We start from the raw sequence: 18,679 nt of genomic DNA, 5'->3' as shown, positions 1-18,679 counted from the left end.
TTATATTTGTCTTTCTTATTGTTTGGGTGCACCTTGAAGATAATTATTTTTGAGGACAAACAATGAAAAAACCCCGCCTTTTTTAGACGGGGTTTTTGTTTTTTAGGCTTTTTAGACAGCCTCTTTTTTATCTCCAGTGCAATAGAAGTGTAACCAGGTCTACTTGTTTATCTTTCCATTAAGGTAGAGAAGTAAAACAATAAGTTAATCGTTAAGATGAGCATAACCTAACACTGAAAAATCAGCAGTGTTGAGTTTTCCTTCGAAAGTCCAAGTAACAGTATCACCCGATTCAGTGTTAACCCAATTGAAATTTCCAGCATAAGATCCTGACATAGAAGAGATGATCAGTAAAGAAGGATTACTTGTTGAGCCTTGAGGACTTGTTCCTGTACGGCATAACAGCGTCGCTGAAATACTGTTTGTCGGACCATTTATAGTTATTTGTGAATCGATATGGTCCTTACCTATAAAATTTTCCGGAGACGAAACTTCACCTAATCTATAAAAAAAGACGCGGCCAATTTCAGCTAGGGGTTGTCGCTTTTTAGCTGTAAGAGTAACTTCATTTTTTAGTATACGAACCCCATTAGTAGCTAGTTCTTTGAAATAGCTGCCATTATTAGTCTGCATGGCAACGTAGGAAGCACCGTTTTTTATTTCATTTTTTATAAATTGATTTAACGTGTTTAGTTCGTCTTTAAATCGATTCAAATGTTCGTTTGAAACCTTTTCTAATTGATTGATACTGCTAGTGGGGATTAATCTTAAAAGGTCACTTTTAGCATTTAGATTTAAATAATAGGCTAGATTTTCTTTGTCAATAGTTACAAAATCTTGTAATATTCTAGAATCTTCAGCATAATTTCTTACTTCATTCTGGGGGTCGTCGTCTTTTTGACAACTGAAATTTAAGAGTACCATACTCAACAGTACTATTTTTACTACTTCTTTCATGGGGTCTTATTTATTAGATTAAAAAATGATAAACGAATGTAGATGTATACAATTGAAATAATTATATTTGAAATGTATATGTTTTGGTTAATATATAAGTGATTTTATTAAAAATATCTTATGCGTATTGATAAATATATGAATTTATTCTAAGTAAAATGACGTAATTGTTGCTTTTTAATAAAAAATAATTTTGAGAACTAAAAAAGCAAATAACCGCAGAATGCGTTTTTAACAAATTGACGATAATGTTTTAGTTTTGGTTACTAGCTAGCTTTTGGTGACCCTGTTTGCTGTGTTTGGTAGAGCGAAATAAAAAAAGGCTGTCTTGAGAAAGACAGCCTTTTGTATTTGGAATGCTAGGGATTAGATAGCATCAATAATGGTATTCAATGTAGTACTTGGACGCATTGCTTTTGACGTTGCAGCTGCGTTTGTTTGGTAATATCCTCCAATTTCTTGGGCTTTACCTTGTGCGGCGATTAACTCTTCGTTAATCTTTGCTTCGTTTTCAATCATCGCTTTAGCAATAGGAGCAAACGTTGCTTTTAAGTCAGCATCTTTTGATTGAGCGGCTAATGCCTCTGCCCAATACATAGCTAAATAGAAGTGTGATCCACGGTTGTCAATAGATCCAACTTTACGTGCTGGTGACTTATCGTTGTCTAAAAATTTAGCTGTAGCTTCGTCTAATGTTTCTGCTAATACTAAGGCTTTTGCGTTGTTTTGCATTTGACTTAAGTGCTCAAATGACGCTCCTAAAGCCAAGAATTCTCCTAATGAATCCCAACGTAAATACCCTTCTTCAATGAATTGTTCAATGTGTTTTGGAGCAGATCCACCAGCACCTGTTTCGAATAATCCTCCTCCATTCATTAATGGAACGATAGAAAGCATTTTCGCAGAAGTACCAAGTTCTAAAATAGGGAATAAATCCGTTAAGTAATCACGCAATACATTTCCTGTTACCGAGATGGTATCTAATCCTTGACGAATGCGCTCAACTGTAACTTTAGTTGCTTCGATTGGACTTAAGATACGGATGTCTAAACCAGTAGTATCATATTGTTTTAGGTATTCGTTTACCTTCTTGATTAATTCTCTATCGTGTGCTCTATTTTCATCCAACCAGAAGATGGCTGGTGTTTCAGATAAACGAGCACGGTTTACCGCTAATTTTACCCAATCTTGAATTGGTGCATCTTTCGTTTGACACATTCTGAAGATATCTCCAGCTTCAACGGTTTGTTCAAAGAATACGGTATTATTTGCATCAGAAACGCGGATTACACCTGTAGCCTCTGCTTGGAAGGTCTTATCATGAGATCCGTATTCCTCTGCTTTTTGCGCCATTAAACCAACGTTTGGTACCGATCCCATGGTTGTAGGGTTGTATGCTCCATTCGCTTTACAGTCCTCAATTACCGTTTCATATACACCTGCATAACAACGGTCTGGGATAATAGCTAAGGTATCTTGTTGTTTTCCTTCTTTATTCCACATTTGTCCTGAAGTACGGATCATAGCAGGCATAGAAGCATCTACAATCACATCCGACGGAACGTGTAAGTTGGTAATTCCTTTGTCTGAGTTTACCATGGCAATTGCTGGACCTTGTGCAATTGCTGTATCAATAGCCGCTTTGATTTCTGCTTCTAATGCATGTCCTGCAATTTTAGCATATAAATCACCTAAACCATTGTTCGGGCTGATTCCTAATTCAGTAAATACAGCTGCGTATTTTGCGTAAAGATCAGCAAAGTATCCTTCTACCACAGCACCAAAAATAATTGGGTCAGAAACCTTCATCATGGTTGCTTTTAAGTGCGTAGAGAATAAAATGTTTTTTGCTTTTGCTTCTTCTTTACATTCCGAAACAAAGGCTTTTAATTTTGTTAAACTCAATACGGTTGAATCGATTACTTCTCCTTGTAAAAGCGGAGCGTAGTCTTTCAATAATTTTGTTGTTCCATCCGCTCCTACGAATTCAATTTTGAATGATGAATCTTGGGCAACAGTTACTGATTTTTCCGTTCCATAAAAATCACCATCTGCCATAGATGCAACTCTTGTTTGTGAGTTTGCACTCCAAGCCCCCATTGAATGTGGGTGTTTTTTAGCGTAATTTTTAACTGCTTTTGGCGCTCTACGGTCGGAGTTTCCTTCACGTAATACTGGGTTTACAGCAGATCCTAAAATTTTAGCATATTTAGCTTTAATGGCTTTCTCTTCATCATTCTTTGGCTCAGATGGGTAATTCGGAACCGCATACCCATGAGCTTGAAGTTCTTTAATTGCCGCGTTTAACTGAGGAATAGAAGCCGAAATATTCGGTAACTTGATGATGTTTGCCTCTGGACTCTTGGCTAACTCGCCTAACTCCGTTAAAGCGTCACCAATTTGTTGTTCTTCTTTTACATACTCTGGGAAAGTTGCTAAAATACGTCCAGCTAAAGAAATATCTCGTGTCTCTACATCAATACCTGCTGTTTGAGCAAAAGCCTGAACAATCGGTAAGAATGAATACGTAGCTAACATCGGAGCTTCGTCTGTAAACGTGTAAAGGATTTTAGAATTTTGTGTCATTTTTGTTCAATTTAAATGATAACAATATAATTGTTGTATGCGTTAAGTCTAAATCGTATGATTATAAAGCAAATATAAGCATAAGCATTGAAAAAAACGCGCTAATTCAGGGATATAACAGTAGAATTGTTAAGTTTCTAATAGAGGGTACTAAAATTGCTTTATTGCTATTTTTGGCGGTTCTTAAACGAAATATTGCTAAAAAGGCTAGCATATTTCTATACTAGCCTTTTCTGTATGTTATTACTTTAAGTTTAAAAGTTTTTTCCACCAAGGACGTTTATCTTCTAAAACATCATGTCCGTAACCGTATCCATACCCATATCCGTATCCATACCCACCATATCCTTTCATTGTAGTCGTGTCATTTAATACAATAGACATGTTTTTTAACTTGCCTTCACGGTGTAAATCTGTTGGTAATTTTAGCATGCGTTTGTCTAAGTAATTCGCTCTTGTTACGTAAATGAACGTATCGGCAAATTTACTTACTAACAAGGTATCAGTAACCAAACTAACTGGTGCAGTATCGACAATGATATAGTCGTATTCTGTTTTTAACTTGGTAAACATGGCTTGAATCGAGTTCCCCATCAATAATTCTGCTGGATTGGGTGGAATCGTTCCAGCGGGTAAAGCATAGAAATTTTCGTATCCTTCAATTTTAACGATGAATTGGTCAACATCTACATTTTTTCTCAATAGATAATCGGAAACTCCTTTTGTAGGTAAACTTAAATAATCATCGAGACGAGGATTACGCAAGTCCATCCCAATCAAAAGCGTACGCTTTCCAGAAAGAGCAATCGTTGCTGCTAAGTTTACAGAGGTAAAAGTCTTTCCTTCTTTTGGAAAAGTTGAAGTAAGGAAAATCGTTTTTGCCATGCCTTCTTTTACATTCCCCAACATAAACTCTAAGTTGGTACGAATAATACGCAAAGCTTCAGCAGAACTTGATCGACTTGATAAATCGATGATGTTTTCATGGTCATCCGAATGTGGAATATCGCCCAAGAAAGGAACATCTGTATTGTTTTCAATATCCAATCGGTTTTTTACTTTCGTATCTAAAAGTAGGCGCAAGTAAATTACAGCAAAAGGAATTAATCCGCCTAAAATTAAAGCCGCTAGTAAAATAATCGCTTTTTTAGGTGAAACGGGTTTATCTGAGCTCTTCGCTGTATCAATTACTTTCGCATTAAGATCGGTCGCTGCCAACGTAATTGCCGTTTCTTCCCTCTTTTGGAATAAATATAAATAAATGGCCTCTTTAACTTTCTGTTGGCGATCGATGATTCTAAACTCTCTTTCTTGTCTTGGAACTTGAGAAAGTTTGGAACGCAATTCAACTTCTTTGCTTTCTAGCTCTTTCTTGGTGATTTTTAATGAACTTTCTAAGCGAGTCAAACTAGCTAATACCGATGCTTTCATCGCTGAAATCTGATCGTCTAGTTTAATCACAGCTGGGTTTAAATCAGTGGAACTAGAGGTAATTCTATTGCGCTCTAACACTAAGGTATTGTACTGGTTGATTAAGGAATTAGAACTTGGATCCGAAGACACAATATTACCTGGCAACAACTCATTTTGCTTGCTGTTTCTCAAAAAATCAATCAAAGAAGAAACTACTTTTAATTCGGTTTCATTTTCGATGATTTGCTTGTCGTACACATTGGCATTTTGTAGATATAGCCCTAATTCTGTAGGAATATCTGTAATGCTATTTTTTGATTTATAGCCTTCTACGCTTTTCTCAACATCACTTAATTCATCAGTGATGAGCTTTAAGCGACTGTCAATAAATTCAGATGTTTTTTCTGAAATATAACGTTTGTCTGCAATGGCCGCGTCGTTATATAACGTGATTAGATTATCCAAATAGTCGACTGCTTTTGCAGGAGTCGGACTTAATAAAGAAAGGTCTAAAATACTTGAAAATTTATCTGTAGGAGCAATTTGTACATTTTTGACAAAATAATCCGTTACTTGTTCAATCGGTTTGATTTGGACAGTGATGTCACTAATATCCTCCATCTCTTCATTTTCCTCAGATTCTCCTTCGGTCATTTTCTTCAATGTAGAAATGGGCTTGGGTTGATTTTTTGTAACAATTAACTTTCCTAGAATCGTTTCAATAGGTGTATTGTATTCAAAACTACCTAAGTTTGTTTTCTGTTTATCTAAAAGCGTAAAAGAAGTCTCTGTAATGTCTTTTACATAAAAGGTATAGGCCAATTGGTCAAAATCGAAGACGCGTTCAATAAAGTTAAAATCAATGGGACTATTACCGTATAGTTCACTGTTGATCACACGACCTTCATTGATATATGAAATATTCAATTGCAAACGGCGGACTGTTCGTTCCGCTAAGGTACGCGAAGATAAAATTTGAGTTTCATTCTCTAAGTTACTCTTTCCACCAGACAGCATGCCTAAGTCGGCAAAAGCAGAAAGCTCAGTGGAAATACCACCTCCTCTTTTTTCGTCTTTTACGATAATTGTGGTGTTCACTTTATAGGTTTTCTCCGTATAACGAAGGTAAACAAAAGCTAAAATGAGCGTGATAAAAACACTTACAACGAACCACCTCCAGTGTACAATATATTTCTCTAATTCTTCTCGAATATTAATATTTGTATTTTCACTATTGTCGAATTTTCCTTCCATTTCTTTTATTTAGTTGCCAGTGCAATGATAGTTACAATTAAAGATATTGCCGAAATACCTAAGCTAAGGTTTGGACCAACAGCTGAAGAGTTTACTCTTGTTTTGTTCGGTTCGACATATACGACATCGTTTTGGTTTAAATAATAGTAAGGAGAGGTGATAAAGTCAGCTTTCGTCATATCCACACGGTAGGGAATGCGTTTTCCTTCTACTTCGCGAATCACTAAGACATTGTCTCTTTTTCCATAAACTGTCATATCTCCTGAAAGTGCAATAGCATCGGTAAGGGTTAAACGCTCACTGACTACGGTGTGAATACCTGGTCGGTTTACCTCCCCTTGTACCGTCACTTTGAAGTTCATGATACGCATGTTGACAATAGGATTGATAATATACTTGCTAACTTCTGTCGTAATATAATCGATGGCTTCTTTTTTAGATAGCCCACTAATTTTAATTGTTCCAAGAACAGGAAATTCAATATTTCCCTTATTATCTACTAAGTACAATTGCTGTTGCATTTGTCCTGTACCTGCAGCATTGTTGGGATTCGTAGTCATTGTATTGACTAGGTTAAAGGGAACAGCCGCTTCTCGATCTTGAGCGGATACAATAATCATAAGTAAATCATCGGGTTGCAAACGAGTTTCAAAATGTGTAACCGTATTATTCTGCGCCAATACCTCTTCTACATTTTGGTAGTACAATACTTTTTTTCTAGACGCACAAGACGTAAAAAGCACTGCCGTTAAGAGAAGGAATACAGCAAATAAGTTTCTTAATTTCATTGTTAATTTTTTTGCAAAAGTAGAACTTTGTTAAATTGAATAAAAGTAAAAGTAGCAATATTTTACAAATCACTGTAAATAGGGACTAAAAGTATCCCCTACCATTGGAACTTAGTCAAAGTCCAATTTCTTTTTACGCAATTCGAAATTTTGACCTAAATATACTTTTCTAACCATTTCATCCTCAGCTAGTTCTTCAGGTATTCCGGCTTTTAGGATTCCTCCTTCAAACATCAAATAAGTTTTGTCTGTAATGGCAAGTGTTTCTTGTACGTTGTGATCCGTAATTAGGATGCCAATATTTTTGTTTTTTAGTTTGGCAACAATACGTTGAATGTCTTCTACAGCCACAGGGTCAACTCCCGCAAAGGGTTCATCTAGTAAAATGAATTTGGGGTCTGTCGCAAGTGCTCGAGCAATTTCTGTTCTTCTGCGTTCTCCACCAGATAATAAGTCACCGCGGTTGGTGCGAATGTGCTCAAGGTTAAATTCCGCAATTAACGATTCCATCTTTGCTACTTGTTCTTGTTTAGAAAGCTTGGTTAATTGTAGTACACTTAAAATATTATCTTCAATACTTAACTTTCGAAATACCGAAGGCTCTTGGGCTAAATAACCTATCCCATGTTGCCCTCTTTTATACATTGGGAAATTTGTAATATCCATGTCGTCTAGATAGATATGACCAAAATTTGGTTTTACCAATCCTACAATCATGTAAAAAGAAGTCGTTTTTCCCGCTCCATTTGGACCTAATAATCCTACAATTTCTCCTTGATTTACTTCTACAGAAACGCCTTTTACAACCTTTCTCTTTTTGTACATCTTGACAATATTATCTGCTCTTAATTTCATACTTATTAGTCCTTGTGGTTTGGTGCTAAAACTTCTGTTTTAGGTTTCTTTTGAACAAATTTAGAGATATAAATACTAATTTCATAGAGTATCAATAAAGGAATCGATACGATAATTTGGCTAATCACATCCGGAGGCGTGATAATTGCAGCTAAAATTAGAATTAATACAATGGCATATTTTCGGTATTCTCTCAAAAATTGAGGGGTTACTAATCCCAATACAGATAAGAAATACATGATGATCGGCAGTTCGAAAATTAATCCACAAGCTAATGAGGTGGTTTTAACTAAACCAATATACGAATTGATGTCGATGTCATTCTTCACTACATCACTGACTTGTAAATTTACCAAGAAGTTAATGGAAAGTGGCGTAATCACATAGTAACCAAATAGAACCCCTAAAAAGAATAAGAAAGACGAAACAACAATAAAGAGTTTGGCATATTTTTTTTCTTTGGTGTATAAGGCAGGGCTGATAAATTTCCAGATTTCCCACAGAATAAAAGGAACGGCAATAATAAAACCGGCAGTAATACACGTCCACATCATGACAGAAAATTGTCCATCCATGGTTCTGTTTTGAATTTCAAAAGGGAGTTCTTGCTGGCAAAAACTGTCGTCAAAGTTAAAATACTGTGCAATTTTACAGAAGAATTGATAGGTGACGAAATCACTGTTCTTTGGTCCGAAAATCACTTGGTTAAATATGAAGTCTCTAAAAAAGAAAGCGACAATTCCACCTCCTAAAACGAACACAGAAATACGGATTAACAACCATCTTAATTCTTCTAAATGATCTAAAAAGGACATGGCCTTTTGAGTGTTTTTTTGTTTTGCCATTTTTTATACTATTCCTTCTTTTAAAATATCGTGTAAATGGATAATGCCTTGATATTCTCCTTCTTGTGTGACGATTAATTGCGTAATTGAATTGTCTTCCAAGAGCGAGAGTGCACGAGAAACCAATTGATCGGATTCGATTGTTTTTGGATGAGCGCTCATGATATCTTTGGCTTGAATGGTTTCAAAACTAGTGTTATTTTGTAACATTCTACGCAAATCTCCGTCTGTTATAATGCCAATTAACGTATTATTATCAATTACAGCGGTTACACCCAAACGTTTTTGTGAAATTTCTACAATGACGTCTTTAATTGAAGAAGTCGGTGAAACTTGTGGTTTGTTTTGACTGTTTAAAATATCTTTGACTAGTAAAAGTAGTTTTTTGCCCAAAGCACCGCCAGGATGGTAAAGAGCAAAGTCATTCGCCGTGAAGTTTCTGGATTCAATCAAGCAAGCAGCGAGCGCATCACCTAAGACTAGCTGAGCTGTTGTGCTATCCATTGGTGCTAAATTGTTTGGATCTGCTTCTCGATCTACTTTAGACAGTAGAACATAATCGGCATGTTTACCTAAAAAAGAAGTTTCATTTGCGGTGATGGCAATCAAGGTATTCCCGAAGCGCTTGAGCAGTGGAGTGAGAACTTTAATTTCGGGACTATTTCCACTATTGGAGATACAAATCACACAATCATTAGGCTGGAGTAAGCCTAAATCTCCGTGTACCGCTTCAGCAGCATGCATGAAGAGGGATGGAGTTCCTGTGGAGTTGAAGGTGGCGACAATTTTGCTTCCAATTAACGCACTTTTCCCAATCCCCGTAACCACTACACGACCTTTGCAGGTTAAAATTGCTTGTACGGCCTGCGCGAAATCTTCAGTTAGGTAATCAATGAGCTTTTTAATACTTTCACTTTCAGAGAGTAAAGTTTTTTTTGCCCGTTCTAGTATAGTTATAGCTGTATTCAAAATGACGAGAATGTTAAATATTAGGATTGCACCAAAGAAAATGTTTATCTTTAGGTACTGCAAATTTATGTAAAATACCATACAAAAATAATGAAATCAATTGAAATTGACTTGCACAAAGAGTTAAAGAGATTTTTTGGCTTTTCCCAGTTTAAAGGTCTCCAAGAGGACGTGGTGAAAAGTATTATCTCCGGGCACAATACATTTGTGATTATGCCTACAGGTGGTGGTAAATCACTTTGCTATCAATTACCTGCGTTGGTTTTAGACGGAACAGCCATTGTGGTGTCTCCGTTGATCGCTCTGATGAAAAATCAAGTTGACGCTATTCGCAGCTTGTCTACAGAGCATGGAATTGCCCATGTTTTAAATTCATCTCTCACCAAAACGGAAGTGAATCAGGTTAAACAGGACATTAAACAAGGAGTAACAAAATTGTTATATGTAGCCCCAGAATCTTTAACCAAAGAAGAATATGTCAACTTTTTACAAGAGGTGAAACTGTCCTTCGTTGCCATTGACGAAGCACACTGTATCTCGGAATGGGGACACGACTTTAGACCTGAATACAGAAATTTACGCAATATTATTCGACAACTAGGAGATATTCCTATTATCGGTTTAACAGCAACCGCTACACCTAAGGTGCAAGAGGATATCCTGAAAAACCTTGAAATACCCAATGCTAACGTTTTTAAAGCTTCATTTAATAGACCCAACCTATACTATGAAGTAAAACCCAAAACAAAAAACGTAGAAAGTGATATCATTCGCTTTATTAAACAGCGCAAAGGAAAGTCGGGGGTGATTTACTGTTTAAGTCGAAAAAAAGTAGAAGAGATTGCCAATGTATTACAAGTAAATGGAATTAGCGCTGTTCCGTACCATGCGGGATTGGATGCAAAAACCAGAGCCAAACACCAAGATATGTTCCTGATGGAAGATGTTGATGTTGTAGTGGCAACTATCGCTTTCGGTATGGGAATCGATAAACCCGATGTACGCTATGTGATTCACCATGATATTCCTAAATCGCTTGAAAGTTATTATCAAGAAACAGGTCGTGCAGGAAGAGATGGTGGGGAAGGATATTGCTTGGCGTATTATTCTTATAAAGATATTGAAAAACTAGAGAAGTTTATGGCGGGGAAACCCATCGCAGAACAAGAAATTGGAATTGCCTTACTGCAAGAAGTGGTGGCTTATGCGGAAACTTCCATGTCAAGACGTAAATTCTTACTACACTATTTCGGAGAAGAATTTGACGAGTTACACGGGGAAGGGGCTGATATGGATGATAATGTTCGCAACCCAAAAAAGAAAAGCGAAGCCAAAGACGAACTTCAAAAAGTCTTAAAAATAATTGTTGAAACAAAACAGGTATACAAAACCAAAGAAATTGTATTTGTGCTTTTAGGAAAACTAAATGCTTTGTTAAAAGTAAATAAAACAGATGCACAACCTTTCTTTGGATCAGGTAAAAATCAGGATGAACGCTTTTGGTTGGCCTTGATTCGACAAGCGAATGTAGCAGGCTACTTGAAAAAGGATATTGAATCCTATGGTGTGTTGAAAGTGACAGCGTTAGGTGAACAATTCATTGAGCATCCCGTTTCTTTTATGATGACCGAAGACCATGAATATGCAGAAGGTGATATGGTGGTTGAAAGTGATGCTCCAAGAACGGAAGCTGTGATTGATCAAGTGCTGATTAATCTCTTGAAAGATCTGCGCAAAAAAGTAGCAAAAAAAGCAGGTGTCCCTCCATTTGTGGTTTTTCAAGATCCTTCGTTAGAAGAAATGGGTTTGAAGTATCCGATTACACTCGAAGAGATGGCAAACATCATCGGTGTAAGTGATGGAAAGGCTAAGAAATTTGGAAAAGATTTCGTGGATGTGATTCGAAACTATGTAGAAGAAAACGACATCATTCGACCAGACGATTTAGTGGTAAAATCAACAGGAGCGAATTCTGCTTTGAAATTGTATATTATTCAAAGTGTCGATCGCAAATTGTCTTTGGATGATATTGCTAAGGCAAAAGGATTAGATATGGATGCTTTGTTGAAAGAAATGGAACAGATTGTTTATTCTGGAACCAAGCTAAATATCGATTATTGGTTAGATGAAGTGCTAGATGAAGATCAACAAGAAGAAATCTACGATTACTTTATGGATTCTGAATCGGACAATATCAAAACTGCAATGGCTGAATTTGATGGTGAATACGATACAGAAGAATTGCGATTGATGCGCATTCAGTTTATTACAAAAGAAGCTAATTAAAAAGTGATAAAAAAATCCTTGCAATGCGAATTGCAGGGATTTTTTATTTTTATGCCTCACGCATTACCCTTCATAAAGCTCTCCTCGATGTGGTTTTAAGGCATCGCGTACTGCAATCATTTGTTCATCATTTACCACGAGATAGGCAATACTGTGAACGTCGTTGATAACTTGTTTGTCCATGAGGGTTAAGGGTAATTTCTCTATTGCGACAAATTCGCGTAAGTGAATCACGTGGTGATCCGCTATTTTCTCTGCATCGGGACCGCGAAAATCCCATATTAGTTTGATTAATCGTTCCATGATTGCTTTAAAAATCCAAAGATAACCAAAATGCTTGGGATTGGTTGAGGAAAAGGAATAATCGAGAAGTAAGATAAAAAGTGAAGTACAGTTGGACGGTTTTTAAACTCTTAGATGCCGTTGGTTACCTCTTTTGTTTTTTGTACTTTTGGAAGTAAAATAAATTTACAACTAGGTATGATTGAAGAGCAAGTGATTTTAGTTAATGAGCAAGATGAACAAGTAGGTACCATGGGCAAACAGGAAGCTCATGAAAAAGCTTTGTTGCACCGTGCATTTTCTGTTTTTATTTTTAATGATAAGAATGAAATAATGTTACAACAACGTGCCGCACAAAAGTATCATTCACCTTTATTATGGGCAAACACTTGTTGCAGTCATCAAAGAGTAGGAGAAACCAATATCGAAGCAGGTAAACGTCGGTTGAAAGAAGAAATGGGATTCCAAGTGGAGCTTACAGATGTTTTTAACTTTATTTATAAAGCTCCTTTTGATAATGGTTTGACTGAACATGAATTTGACCATGTAATGGTTGGATATTACAACGATAATCCTGTGATTAACCCTGAAGAAGTAGAAGCGTGGAAATGGATGGGGATTGAAGAGGTTAAAGAAGATATGGAGGTGAACCCTCATGTGTATACCGCTTGGTTTAAGATTATTTTTGCTAAGTTTTATCCGCATATTGAAGCACATAAAATCTAAATAGATGAGACTAACTGTTAGCCGTAAAGCGCATTTTAATGCCGCACATCGTTTACATCGCCCGGATTGGTCTGAAGAGAAGAATCAGGCTGTATTTGGCAAGTGTAATAACCCTAATTTTCACGGACATAATTACGAATTAATTGTTCATGTAACGGGAGAAGTTGATCCAGAAACAGGCTTTGTTATGGATTTGAAAATCTTGTCAGACTTGATAAAAGCAGAGATTGAAGAGGCTTTTGATCACAAAAATCTAAACTTAGATGTTATAGAATTCAAAAATCTTATCCCTACAGCCGAGTATATTGCCGTGGTAATTTGGCAGAAATTGAGGCCTTTTATTGAGAAAGATAAAGATTTAGAGGTGGTTTTATATGAAACTTCGAGAAACTTTGTAACTTTTAAAGGGGAGGGGATTTAACATGTGGAGTATTCATTAAAAGTTGTACATTTGCGTCTTGTTTTATGCAGTGTTTCGTTGATGAATAGTTGCAAAATGAGGAAGAAGTTAAGCCTATGAGTTTTATACCATATCCAATGATGTTTGAACCCATCCTGAAAGATCGAATTTGGGGGGGGGAGAAATTACATACTGTTTTAGGTAAACAGCAGATTTCTGATTCCATTGGAGAAAGCTGGGAAATTTCGAATGTCCCAGACAACGTTAGTCTTGTTTCCAATGGCGGTTATAAAGGACAAAGCTTAGAAGAACTAATTAAAACCTATCCAGAAGATATTTTAGGTTCATTTATTGTAACAACGTTTGGTTATCAATTTCCGCTGTTGTTCAAATTTTTGGACGCTAAGGAGGATTTGTCTATTCAATTACACCCCAATGACGCATTGGCTCGAGAACGACATGACTCCCTAGGGAAAACCGAAATGTGGTATGTTATGCAAGCGGATCCTGGAGCTCGAGTTGTAGTGGATTTTAAAGAAGGGGTTACCCAAGCCGACTACTTACAACATTTACATACCAAAACACTTCCTGCTATTTTAAATGAGATCCCTGTCAAGAAAGGGGATGCTTTTTTTATTCAAACAGGCACGGTACATGCTATTGGCGGCGGTGTTTTATTAGCAGAAATTCAACAAACCTCTGATATTACGTATCGCGTATATGATTGGGATCGAGTGGATAGTGAAGGTAAAACCCGAGAATTACATGTAGATTTAGCCTTAGATGCGATTAACTACGAGAAAAAACAGGTGGAGCTTTCCTATACTAAAGAAGCTAATCAGGCTAATCCTGTAGTGTCTTGTCCGTTTTTCACTGTGAATCTAATCCCTTTAGCGGAACAATATAAGATAGAGAAGCCCTTAGATCGCTTCTACCTATATGTGTGTACGGAAGGGGCTTGTGAGCTTCAAATGGACGCCTTATCCTGCGGAATTAAACAAGGCCAAACGGTGTTGATTCCCGCATCAGTAAAAAATCTAGTTGCAACTGGTCGAGCAACCTTATTAGAAATATATATCGATTAGACCACCGATATAGTAAAGTTAATTGTACTTTTGTTTAAAATTTAAAATCAATTATTATGGCAAGTGTAAGAGGATTAAAGAAAGATGTACACCAAGTATTAGGAGACATCATTGAAGCAATTTATATTCATGAATTGACAGTAGGAGGAGCTACAGCAGAAACATCAGCATTGATCGAAGAAGCATTAACAGGATTCGATGAATTGATTGTTGATATCAATGCAAAAGGGGTAGAAAATAAAAAAGCTCATTTTAAAGGTGTTTTTGTAAAATTGGAAAACATTGCAGGTCAATTAGTTGAAAAAATCAACAACTTGTAATTAAAATAAAGCTAAAAAAACACGTAAAATCGGTTGGAAGATTGAAAAAGCGTGTTATATTTGCACTCGAAAAATGAGTCGCCGGTGTAGCTCAGTTGGCTAGAGCAGCTGATTTGTAATCAGCAGGTCGTGGGTTCGAGTCCCTCCATCGGCTCAATTTTTTTGAAGATTAAATAGTACAAGACGATTTTGAGTCGCCGGTGTAGCTCAGTTGGCTAGAGCAGCTGATTTGTAATCAGCAGGTCGTGGGTTCGAGTCCCTCCATCGGCTCAATTTTGAAAATTAACTATTGCAAGGCAATTTGATTGCCGGTGTAGCTCAGTTGGCTAGAGCAGCTGATTTGTAATCAGCAGGTCGTGGGTTCGAGTCCCTCCATCGGCTCAATTTTGAAAATTAACTATTGCAAGGCAATTTGATTGCCGGTGTAGCTCAGTTGGCTAGAGCAGCTGATTTGTAATCAGCAGGTCGTGGGTTCGAGTCCCTCCATCGGCTCAAATTTTGAAAACATACTATTGCTAGGCAAGGTAAACTGCCGGTGTAGCTCAGTTGGCTAGAGCAGCTGATTTGTAATCAGCAGGTCGTGGGTTCGAGTCCCTCCATCGGCTCAAAGAGGGTGTCCTAAAAGACACCCTCTTTTTTTTTCTGCAACAGCTTTGAATAACTAACGAATCAAGTACAAACCTTTATTTAGATTGACCTACTATACTTTTTTTGTCTATCTCCTAAGATAGTTGCTTTTGGAAGTTAAACAGATAGTATAGCTTCGCCTAAAAAAGGGGAAATTTATCTTTTTACCGATTTCTACTCTGCTTAGCTGGGGGGGAATCTCTACGACTGTTGAAATGAATTGTAAAAAATAGAGACTCTAGAGGGCTAGAGTGTATGGAGGTAAGGCCGTATCGATATAATAGCTGCGACAGTTTTTTTTGGTAAGCGTAATTGACCAGTTGAAAAAAGATACAAGTAAAATTGTTTTTTATTTTTGATGTTTTGGTGTGATTTTTTTTTATCGTATTAATTTATTTGCGTTTTAATTTAATACTGCATGAAAAAACAATTCATAATTATTTTTATGAGTGCTTGTAGCTTAGGCTATGCACAGATTGGGATAAATACCACCGATATTACCAGTACATTAACGGTACAAGGATCTATTTCTACCAATTATCGCGAAATAACAAATAGAGAATATTACATTCAAAAGGATGATAGTAATATTAGTTATAATGGTAATCTGGGCTATTTAGATGGCGTATTGTATCTACCTAGTAATCAAAATGGCGAGGATGCTTTTGGAAGAATCTACAACATTAAAAATTTAACTACTGATCAATCCTTACAAATTAAAACGCGAGGAAATCAAACATTTAAATTTGGCGGTAAAGAACTTCTTAATTTATCTTCATATACTCTTTATCCAGGACAACATTTGTCTGTTGTTGCAAATAAAGACAACGATTGGGTAGTGTATGATTATGATACGTATGTGAGGAAAAAAGTGAAAATAGATAATTCAATAGCAGAAAATTCAGTTGTCCATTTAGGAAATTTTAGTTTTCGAATTGTACAGCCTAATCTGCCAAGTAGTGGAGATATGTATTTGCAAATTAGGAAAAATTCATTTCGAGCGGATTATATAACTTCTAATACAAATTGGAGTAGTTTAACTCGTAGTAACGACAAGAAAGAATTTCGTAATATTATTGATTATAGCAGTATTAGTAGTGGCTCATGGAAGTATGTACATAAAGACCCTGGTAATAAGACGAATCCTGTTATGAATGCTAAATTTATCCAATCTCAAGTGAGTATTATAACAATTGAAAGTATAGGGGAAGTGTATAGAGTTACTTGTCATGTATTTGATGGATACAATATTGAAAAAAGCGTTATTATCTTAGTTGAGCGATTGGTCTAAAATTTAATGAAATAAAGTGCCAGTCCGATTTGTTCCAGTTTTTGCGATATAACAGACCAGTCCTACTGGTTTAAAAGGCCTAAGTGGTTGTGAGAAGAAAGTTCTCTTTTGTAATTTGCGGTTTCATGTAAATAATTGAGCCTTTCGCTCGAATTAGCATAAGTGCCTCTAACAGGTATGAGAATTACTGTCAGAAAGGATCGAGTGTTTTGAACTAAGATATAGGGGGTTTTAGAAAAAGAATGCTTAAATTTAGGTTTGCTTTAAAGCAACTATTTTTACTTGATCGTAAAGAATTCAACCTATGATATCTTTGTTTTTCGAATCAGAATGGGTTATTTATATTGAAGTAGCCTACTTTCTTATCGCAACACTCGTGGCGGTTCGAATCATCTATGATACTGATTCGATTTCTAAAACACTTGCTTACCTTTTGCTCGTGTTCTTTGTTCCTGTATTTGGAATTATCTTTTATTTCTCCTTTGGTATTAACTACCGAAGACGTAAAATGTACTCCAAAAAATTGATAGCTAATGACAATTATGCGGAACGATTTTACAGTAGAATGCGGGAAGTGCACCTGGATTTACAACAACAAGGACATCCTATTGTCGATCAACATCGATCCTTAGTCAATCTACTATCTAATGCCATCGTAGGAGAAGGACCATTATTGGTTGATAATAATGTGGAGCTTTTGCAAAATGGCGAAACTTTCTTTCCGCGTTTGCTGGAGGATTTACGTGCAGCTAAGCACCATATCCACATCGAATACTATATTTATGAAAATACTGAAATAGGTAGAGACATAGCGGATATCCTAAAAGCTAAAGCGCAGGAGGGAATTGAGGTACGCTTTATCTATGATGATTTTGGCAGTCGGAGTATCCGAAAAAATATCGTTAAAGATTTACGGGCGAATGGGGTGCAAGCCTTTGCATTCAATAAAATTATTTTACTTGCATTGGCTAATCGTTTAAATTACCGCAATCACCGCAAAATTGTGGTCATAGATGGGCAAATTGCCTATACTGGTGGAATTAATATATCCGATCGCTATGATAATAGAAGAAAAGCAGAAAATGACTTCTTCTGGAGAGATACCCATATTCGTATTGAAGGAAGTGGAGCTTATGGATTACAGCATGTCTTTTTGACGGATTGGAACTTTTGTAGCAAAGAGAATATTAACTTCTCTGCTGATTATTTCCCTAAGATTCACATGGGGAAACAAGAAACTCTACCTCTTCAAGTTATTGCATCAGGACCAGATTCGGATGTCCCGTCTATTTTGTTTAGCGTTTTACAAGCCATTCAAGCCACAGATCATGAGATTTGCATTACAACGCCGTATTATATTCCTGATGAATCCCTTCAGGTAGCCATTAAAATTGCTGTACTCAGCGGAAAAAAGGTCAAACTCTTGCTGCCAGGAATTACGGATTCATTGACTGTTAAATTGGCTTCTGAGTCCTATTTTCAAGAACTATTGGAATCAGGTGTCGAAATCTATTTGTACAAGAAAGGGTTTATACACGCAAAAACTTGGGTAACTGATTCTGGGATTAGCTCCGTAGGAACTTGTAATCTCGATCATCGTAGCTTTGATCTAAATTTTGAAGTAAATGTGGTCTTGTATGATATGGATTTTGCCAATCAAATGCGTGATATGTTTAAGGAGGATTGTAAAAATTCGATTAAATTAGAATTAGAACGCTGGAATAAACGTTCGAAATGGCATCGCTTGAAAAATAGCATTTTGCGTTTGTTGTCTCCGCTGTTGTGATTGGGTGAGGGTTAGTTGGGAGTTTGGTGAGGGTTAGTTGAGGGTTAGTTGAGGTTTTGGTGGGGGGGGGTAGTTGAGGGTTGCAAGTTTTATTTCACCTAGTTCATAAATAAATTGCAAAACCGATTGGAACAAACCCTAAAGGACAAAAGCCGAAAGCCAACCAACAACCAACAAAAAAAGGACTCCCTTTCAGGAATCCTCTTTTG

Annotated in this window: 15 protein-coding genes and 5 tRNA genes; 12 read left to right on the top strand and 8 right to left on the bottom strand. The window is 36.5% G+C overall.

Annotation, left to right across the window (positions count from 1 at the left end; genetic code table 11):
• Positions 1–204: 204 nt before the first annotated feature.
• The 7 genes from ACLJX0_RS11080 to ACLJX0_RS11050 form a co-directional block, all read right to left on the bottom strand.
• Positions 205–957, bottom strand: coding sequence for a hypothetical protein (locus ACLJX0_RS11080; protein ID WP_410880478.1), 753 nt, complete (start codon positions 955–957; stop codon positions 205–207).
• A 366-nt stretch (positions 958–1,323) separates the two neighbouring features.
• Positions 1,324–3,543 (bottom strand): NADP-dependent isocitrate dehydrogenase, encoded by a 2,220-nt coding sequence (locus ACLJX0_RS11075; RefSeq protein ID WP_410880476.1) that lies wholly within the window; start codon positions 3,541–3,543, stop codon positions 1,324–1,326.
• Between the two features lie 243 nt (positions 3,544–3,786).
• The gene (locus ACLJX0_RS11070) at positions 3,787–6,210 is read right to left on the bottom strand and encodes a GumC family protein (RefSeq protein WP_410880474.1); all 2,424 of its coding nucleotides are present in this window, start codon (positions 6,208–6,210) and stop codon (positions 3,787–3,789) included.
• A gap of 5 nt (positions 6,211–6,215) precedes the next feature.
• Complete coding sequence (locus ACLJX0_RS11065; RefSeq protein ID WP_410880472.1) at positions 6,216–6,998, bottom strand: polysaccharide biosynthesis/export family protein; 783 nt, start codon at positions 6,996–6,998, stop codon at positions 6,216–6,218.
• Between the two features lie 111 nt (positions 6,999–7,109).
• Positions 7,110–7,853 (bottom strand): LPS export ABC transporter ATP-binding protein, encoded by a 744-nt coding sequence (gene lptB, locus ACLJX0_RS11060; protein WP_410880470.1) that lies wholly within the window; start codon positions 7,851–7,853, stop codon positions 7,110–7,112.
• A gap of 5 nt (positions 7,854–7,858) precedes the next feature.
• A complete protein-coding gene (gene tatC, locus ACLJX0_RS11055) occupies positions 7,859–8,698 on the bottom strand; it encodes a twin-arginine translocase subunit TatC (protein WP_410880468.1) in 840 nt (279 codons plus the stop codon).
• 3 nt (positions 8,699–8,701) lie between these two features.
• On the bottom strand, positions 8,702–9,667 hold the full coding sequence (locus ACLJX0_RS11050; protein WP_410880466.1) for an SIS domain-containing protein: 966 nt from the start codon (positions 9,665–9,667) through the stop codon (positions 8,702–8,704).
• Between the two features lie 90 nt (positions 9,668–9,757).
• Here ACLJX0_RS11050 and ACLJX0_RS11045 point away from each other — a divergent pair, with 90 nt between their 5' ends.
• Positions 9,758–11,953 carry a RecQ family ATP-dependent DNA helicase gene (locus ACLJX0_RS11045; RefSeq protein ID WP_410880464.1) on the top strand — a complete coding sequence of 732 codons (2,196 nt, stop codon included), beginning with the start codon at positions 9,758–9,760 and terminating at the stop codon, positions 11,951–11,953.
• A gap of 63 nt (positions 11,954–12,016) precedes the next feature.
• Here ACLJX0_RS11045 and ACLJX0_RS11040 read toward each other — a convergent pair whose 3' ends face one another.
• Positions 12,017–12,256 (bottom strand): hypothetical protein, encoded by a 240-nt coding sequence (locus ACLJX0_RS11040; RefSeq protein ID WP_410880462.1) that lies wholly within the window; start codon positions 12,254–12,256, stop codon positions 12,017–12,019.
• Positions 12,257–12,433: 177 nt separating this feature from the next.
• Here ACLJX0_RS11040 and idi point away from each other — a divergent pair, with 177 nt between their 5' ends.
• The 11 genes from idi to cls all read left to right on the top strand — a co-directional run bounded on the left by idi (position 12,434) and on the right by cls (position 18,470).
• Positions 12,434–12,961 (top strand): isopentenyl-diphosphate Delta-isomerase, encoded by a 528-nt coding sequence (idi, locus tag ACLJX0_RS11035; RefSeq protein WP_410880484.1) that lies wholly within the window; start codon positions 12,434–12,436, stop codon positions 12,959–12,961.
• Between the two features lie 4 nt (positions 12,962–12,965).
• Positions 12,966–13,382 (top strand): 6-pyruvoyl trahydropterin synthase family protein, encoded by a 417-nt coding sequence (locus tag ACLJX0_RS11030; protein ID WP_410880460.1) that lies wholly within the window; start codon positions 12,966–12,968, stop codon positions 13,380–13,382.
• Positions 13,383–13,477: 95 nt separating this feature from the next.
• On the top strand, positions 13,478–14,446 hold the full coding sequence (locus ACLJX0_RS11025; protein ID WP_410880458.1) for a type I phosphomannose isomerase catalytic subunit: 969 nt from the start codon (positions 13,478–13,480) through the stop codon (positions 14,444–14,446).
• 56 nt (positions 14,447–14,502) lie between these two features.
• Positions 14,503–14,766 (top strand): hypothetical protein, encoded by a 264-nt coding sequence (locus ACLJX0_RS11020; protein WP_410880456.1) that lies wholly within the window; start codon positions 14,503–14,505, stop codon positions 14,764–14,766.
• Between the two features lie 80 nt (positions 14,767–14,846).
• Positions 14,847–14,920 (top strand) — tRNA-Thr (locus ACLJX0_RS11015).
• Between the two features lie 42 nt (positions 14,921–14,962).
• Positions 14,963–15,036: transfer RNA gene (locus ACLJX0_RS11010), tRNA-Thr, on the top strand.
• A gap of 37 nt (positions 15,037–15,073) precedes the next feature.
• A tRNA-Thr gene (locus ACLJX0_RS11005) sits at positions 15,074–15,147 on the top strand.
• A gap of 37 nt (positions 15,148–15,184) precedes the next feature.
• Positions 15,185–15,258: transfer RNA gene (locus ACLJX0_RS11000), tRNA-Thr, on the top strand.
• Between the two features lie 39 nt (positions 15,259–15,297).
• Positions 15,298–15,371: transfer RNA gene (locus ACLJX0_RS10995), tRNA-Thr, on the top strand.
• Between the two features lie 440 nt (positions 15,372–15,811).
• Positions 15,812–16,684 (top strand): hypothetical protein, encoded by an 873-nt coding sequence (locus tag ACLJX0_RS10990; protein WP_410880454.1) that lies wholly within the window; start codon positions 15,812–15,814, stop codon positions 16,682–16,684.
• A 304-nt stretch (positions 16,685–16,988) separates the two neighbouring features.
• Positions 16,989–18,470 (top strand): cardiolipin synthase, encoded by a 1,482-nt coding sequence (cls, locus tag ACLJX0_RS10985; RefSeq protein ID WP_410880452.1) that lies wholly within the window; start codon positions 16,989–16,991, stop codon positions 18,468–18,470.
• Positions 18,471–18,679 lie beyond the last annotated feature (209 nt).

This window comes from Myroides sp. DW712 (assembly GCF_046557355.1).
In the GTDB taxonomy this organism is placed as follows: Bacteria; Bacteroidota; Bacteroidia; order Flavobacteriales; family Flavobacteriaceae; genus Flavobacterium.
The sequence above is the reverse complement of the archived record's forward strand: the minus strand, read 5'-3'. Positions and strand labels throughout refer to the sequence as shown.

Excerpts from the sequence above, each read along its gene's own strand:
- ACLJX0_RS11065 (WP_410880472.1), bottom strand. The coding sequence starts at position 6,998 with ATGAAATTAAGAAACTTATTTGCTGTATTCCTTCTCTTAACGGCAGTG.
- lptB (WP_410880470.1), bottom strand. The coding sequence starts at position 7,853 with ATGAAATTAAGAGCAGATAATATTGTCAAGATGTACAAAAAGAGAAAG.
- ACLJX0_RS11070 (WP_410880474.1), bottom strand. The coding sequence starts at position 6,210 with ATGGAAGGAAAATTCGACAATAGTGAAAATACAAATATTAATATTCGA.
- ACLJX0_RS11080 (WP_410880478.1), bottom strand. The coding sequence starts at position 957 with ATGAAAGAAGTAGTAAAAATAGTACTGTTGAGTATGGTACTCTTAAAT.
- cls (WP_410880452.1), top strand. The coding sequence starts at position 16,989 with ATGATATCTTTGTTTTTCGAATCAGAATGGGTTATTTATATTGAAGTA.
- ACLJX0_RS11075 (WP_410880476.1), bottom strand. The coding sequence starts at position 3,543 with ATGACACAAAATTCTAAAATCCTTTACACGTTTACAGACGAAGCTCCG.
- ACLJX0_RS11020 (WP_410880456.1), top strand. The coding sequence starts at position 14,503 with ATGGCAAGTGTAAGAGGATTAAAGAAAGATGTACACCAAGTATTAGGA.
- ACLJX0_RS11030 (WP_410880460.1), top strand. The coding sequence starts at position 12,966 with ATGAGACTAACTGTTAGCCGTAAAGCGCATTTTAATGCCGCACATCGT.
- ACLJX0_RS10990 (WP_410880454.1), top strand. The coding sequence starts at position 15,812 with ATGAAAAAACAATTCATAATTATTTTTATGAGTGCTTGTAGCTTAGGC.
- ACLJX0_RS11025 (WP_410880458.1), top strand. The coding sequence starts at position 13,478 with ATGAGTTTTATACCATATCCAATGATGTTTGAACCCATCCTGAAAGAT.
- idi (WP_410880484.1), top strand. The coding sequence starts at position 12,434 with ATGATTGAAGAGCAAGTGATTTTAGTTAATGAGCAAGATGAACAAGTA.
- tatC (WP_410880468.1), bottom strand. The coding sequence starts at position 8,698 with ATGGCAAAACAAAAAAACACTCAAAAGGCCATGTCCTTTTTAGATCAT.
- ACLJX0_RS11045 (WP_410880464.1), top strand. The coding sequence starts at position 9,758 with ATGAAATCAATTGAAATTGACTTGCACAAAGAGTTAAAGAGATTTTTT.
- ACLJX0_RS11040 (WP_410880462.1), bottom strand. The coding sequence starts at position 12,256 with ATGGAACGATTAATCAAACTAATATGGGATTTTCGCGGTCCCGATGCA.